This window comes from Burkholderia sp. A2 (genome assembly GCF_001729305.1).
GTDB lineage: Bacteria > Pseudomonadota > Gammaproteobacteria > Burkholderiales > Burkholderiaceae > Burkholderia > Burkholderia sola.
The window spans coordinates 1-2,819 of sequence record NZ_LZXX01000016.1; the positions used below are offsets into that span (position 1 = coordinate 1).

Annotated in this window: 3 protein-coding genes and 1 pseudogene; all 4 read left to right on the forward strand. The window is 67.2% G+C overall.

Translation table 11 applies throughout. The features are described 5' to 3' along the window. Positions 1-402 (forward strand): succinylglutamate desuccinylase/aspartoacylase family protein (locus A9Z05_RS01645; RefSeq protein ID WP_176730127.1); only part of this gene is annotated, 402 nt, incomplete at its 5' end. Positions 403-665: 263 nt separating this feature from the next. Further along, a complete protein-coding gene (locus tag A9Z05_RS01650; RefSeq protein WP_069616624.1) occupies positions 666-1,589 on the forward strand; it encodes a recombination-associated protein RdgC in 924 nt (307 codons plus the stop codon). 473 nt (positions 1,590-2,062) lie between these two features. Next, on the forward strand, positions 2,063-2,623 hold the full coding sequence (locus A9Z05_RS01655; RefSeq protein ID WP_069616625.1) for a GNAT family N-acetyltransferase: 561 nt from the start codon (positions 2,063-2,065) through the stop codon (positions 2,621-2,623). Then, a pseudogene (locus A9Z05_RS38325) lies at positions 2,587-2,819 on the forward strand (hypothetical protein); the annotation flags it as partial. The gene A9Z05_RS01655 and the pseudogene A9Z05_RS38325, both read left to right, overlap by 37 nt.

Genomic DNA, 2,819 nt, shown 5'->3' on the forward strand with positions numbered 1-2,819 from the left:
ACCGAACTCGGCGGCGCCGGCATGGCCGATCCGTCGCTGATCCGGCTCGGCCGCCAGGGGCTGCTGCATTACCTCGGCCATATCGGACTGCTGCACGGCGCGCTCGTGCCCGACGCGCCGCCGACCGTCACGCGCTTCATGCGCGTCGACGGCGATCGTCACTTCGTCTATGCGTACGAGCGCGGGCTGTATGAACCGCTCGTCGAACTCGGCGACCAGGTGAAAGCCGGGCAGCCGGCCGCGTGGGTGCATTTTCCCGATACGCCGTTGCGTGAACCGGTGCTGCACCGGTTCAACGGCGATGGCGAAGTGGTGTGCAAGCGGGTACCCGCGCAGGTCCAGCGCGGGGATTGTCTGTTTCAGTTGGCGGAGTTGTCGACGCCGCCGCGTGTCGTCGGGTGAGGAAGGCGGCCGACTCTTTCGGTTGAATCCGCCACTCGTTGCGGTCCTTCGGCGCGACCAGGCTTTGGGTATTGCACTCGCCTGTATCGCCGTGGCTCGGTATCGGTCAATTTCCGCCCCGTCGTACCTTTCCCTGCATCGGCGCGCGGCCGTTGACAGACTCGGGCAGGAACCGTCACCGCCGCTGGTGCCGACGTCGAGCGACCGCTCCCGCCCGCCAACTCTCCCCGTCATATAGAATGACGCGCTTTGCCCGTTCTCCCATGTGGTTCAAGAACCTTCAGCTTCATCGTCTTCCGGCCCCTTGGGCCGTCACTCGCGACCAGATGGAAAAATGGCTGGCGCCTCACGCGTTCCAGCCGGGCAGCAGCGTCGAAATGCAGCGCGCCGGATGGGCGTCGCCGCGTGACGACGGCGCGCTCGTGTATTCGAACAACCGGCAGATGCTGCTGCTGTTTCGTGCCGAAAAGAAGCTGCTCCCGGCGTCGGTCGTCAATCAGGTGACCAAGGCGCGTGCGCTCGAAGTCGAGGAGCAGCAGGGCTTCAAGGTCGGCCGGAAGCAACTGCGCGAACTCAAGGAACAGGTGACCGACGAACTGCTGCCGCGCGCGTTCAGCATTCGCCGCGATACCCGCGTGTGGATCGACACGGCGAACGGCTGGCTCGTCATCGATGCGGCGGCCCAGGCGCTTGCCGACGACGTTCGCAGCCTGCTCGTCAAATCGATCGATCAATTGCCGCTCGCCGGCGTTCAGCTGGCGCGCTCGCCGGTCGCCGCGATGACGGACTGGCTGCTGTCCGGCGACGCGCCGGGCGGATTCACCGTCGATCAGGACGCCGAATTGCGCTCGAGCGGCGAAGGCGGCGCCACGGTGCGATACGTCGGCCACGCGCTGGAAGCGAACGACATGCGCCGGCACATCGAATCCGGCAAACAATGCATGCGCCTCGCGATGACCTGGGATGACCGGATCTCGTTCGTGCTGACGCCGTCGCTGACGATCAAGCGCGTCGCGCCGCTCGACGTGATCAAGGAGGCGGCGGATCCGACCGCGCAGAATGACGATGAACGCTTCGATTCGGACTTCACGCTGATGACGGGTGAATTGGCGCGGATGCTGAGCAGTCTTGTCGAGATCCTGGGCGGCGATCGGCAGGACGCGATTCCTCAGGCGGCGGCAGCCTGAACGCCGCCGTCGTCGACGATCATCGCGCCGCGCTGACCCGACAATTCGAGGAGAACCCGTCGCCACGCTGGCGACGGGCCTCGGCCGTGCGCTCGCGCCCCTGACAAGCCCGCCCCGAATCGACATCACCGTCCGGCCGTCGAAACGACAACACCGCGCCAATTCCCGGCGATCAGCCGCGTCCTACACACCTCGAACGGGCACGGCCCCCCACCACGCCCGTTCACCCCACCCCACTCCTCCTGCAAGCCTTCTTCCGCCTTCCGCGAAATCCTTATCGAAATTGCTTCGTTCGTCTTTGCCGGCCGCGCCGCTAACGTGTTCGAAACGGCGGCGGCACGCCGGATGCGTCGCACGCAGCACGACAGCCGCCGCCATCACGACAACTGCGTCGCGATAACGGAACAGACCGGACGGGCCGCGTGCCCGCATCCCGCCAGGAACGTCCGCATCGCGCGCCATTCGCGATGCCCATGGCCACGAACGACCGCATCATCGACACGACGCCGCTCGACGTCCGCGCGCAGCCGCTGATCGACGCCCTGATCGACGAGTATTCGACCCGTTACGACGCATACCGCCCCGACAGCCGCGCGTCGGCCCGCGACGAACTCGCGCGCTACCCGGCCGAGCTGTTCGCGCCGCCCGAAGGCGCGTTCGTGCTGTTGCTGCGCGACGGCGAGACGATCGGCGGCGGCGCGTTCAAGCGCTACGACGCGCAGACCGCCGAACTGAAACGCATCTGGACCCGCACCGACCTGCGCCGCCAGGGCCTCGCGCGGCGCATCGTCGAAGCGCTCGAACTGCGCGCCGCGCAACAGGGCTACCGCCGCCTCTACCTGACGACCGGCTTTCGCCAACCCGAAGCGTGGGCGCTGTACGACCGCACCGGCTACACGCGGCTGTTCGATTCGTCGATCGATCCCGAAGCGTATTTCCACCTCCGTTTCGGCAAGGATCTCGTCGATCCGTCGCGCACGTCGACGCTGGCCGACCTGTGGGCGCCCGTGCCCGAAGCGGCGCTGCCGCGCTGAGCGCACGGCGCCCCGCATTCCACGTCGCCCATTCCGCTTTCAACGATTCCACGCTTCCACGACAGGACGTTTTCATGCATCGAGCCGTACCGCTTTCATCCCGTGCCGTGCGCACGCTGACCGCCGCGCTGATCGGCCTGAGCGCCTTCGCCGCGATGGCCGCGGCCGCCGCGACCTTCGACCTGAGCCCCGAGCA

What these genes read in the sequence shown, in the direction of transcription:
- A9Z05_RS01650 (WP_069616624.1), top strand. Translation starts at nt 666, where the DNA reads ATGTGGTTCAAGAACCTTCAGCTTCATCGTCTTCCGGCCCCTTGGGCC.
- A9Z05_RS01655 (WP_069616625.1), top strand. Translation starts at nt 2,063, where the DNA reads ATGGCCACGAACGACCGCATCATCGACACGACGCCGCTCGACGTCCGC.